Genomic DNA, 264 nt, shown 5'->3' on the forward strand with positions numbered 1-264 from the left:
GTTAATGGCAATGGCACGATCGAAGTCTTGAATTGCTTCTTGATAGTGCTTCATCAAGTGGTAGGTATAACCTCGTTGGGCGATCGCCTGAATATTGAGAGGTTCATAAAAAACTATCTGATCGAAGTTTTTGATTGCCTCCGAGTAACGCTCCAATTCAGCATAAATAGAACCTCGTAATAAATTCGCTAAGTTAACTGTAGGATCGAGAGCAGTAGCTTGTTAAAGTTTTTGAGGGCTTCTTCGTGACGTTTAGTAAAGTGA

Annotated in this window: 1 protein-coding gene; it reads right to left on the reverse strand. The window is 40.2% G+C overall.

Features of this window, described 5'->3' with window-relative positions:
- Positions 1–156 (reverse strand): tetratricopeptide repeat protein (locus tag UYK_RS27845; protein ID WP_423752159.1); only part of this gene is annotated, 156 nt, incomplete at its 3' end.
- Positions 157–264: the final 108 nt, after the last annotated feature.

Origin of the sequence: Fischerella thermalis PCC 7521 (genome assembly GCF_000317225.1) — a bacterium.
In the GTDB taxonomy this organism is placed as follows: domain Bacteria; phylum Cyanobacteriota; class Cyanobacteriia; order Cyanobacteriales; family Nostocaceae; genus Fischerella; species Fischerella thermalis.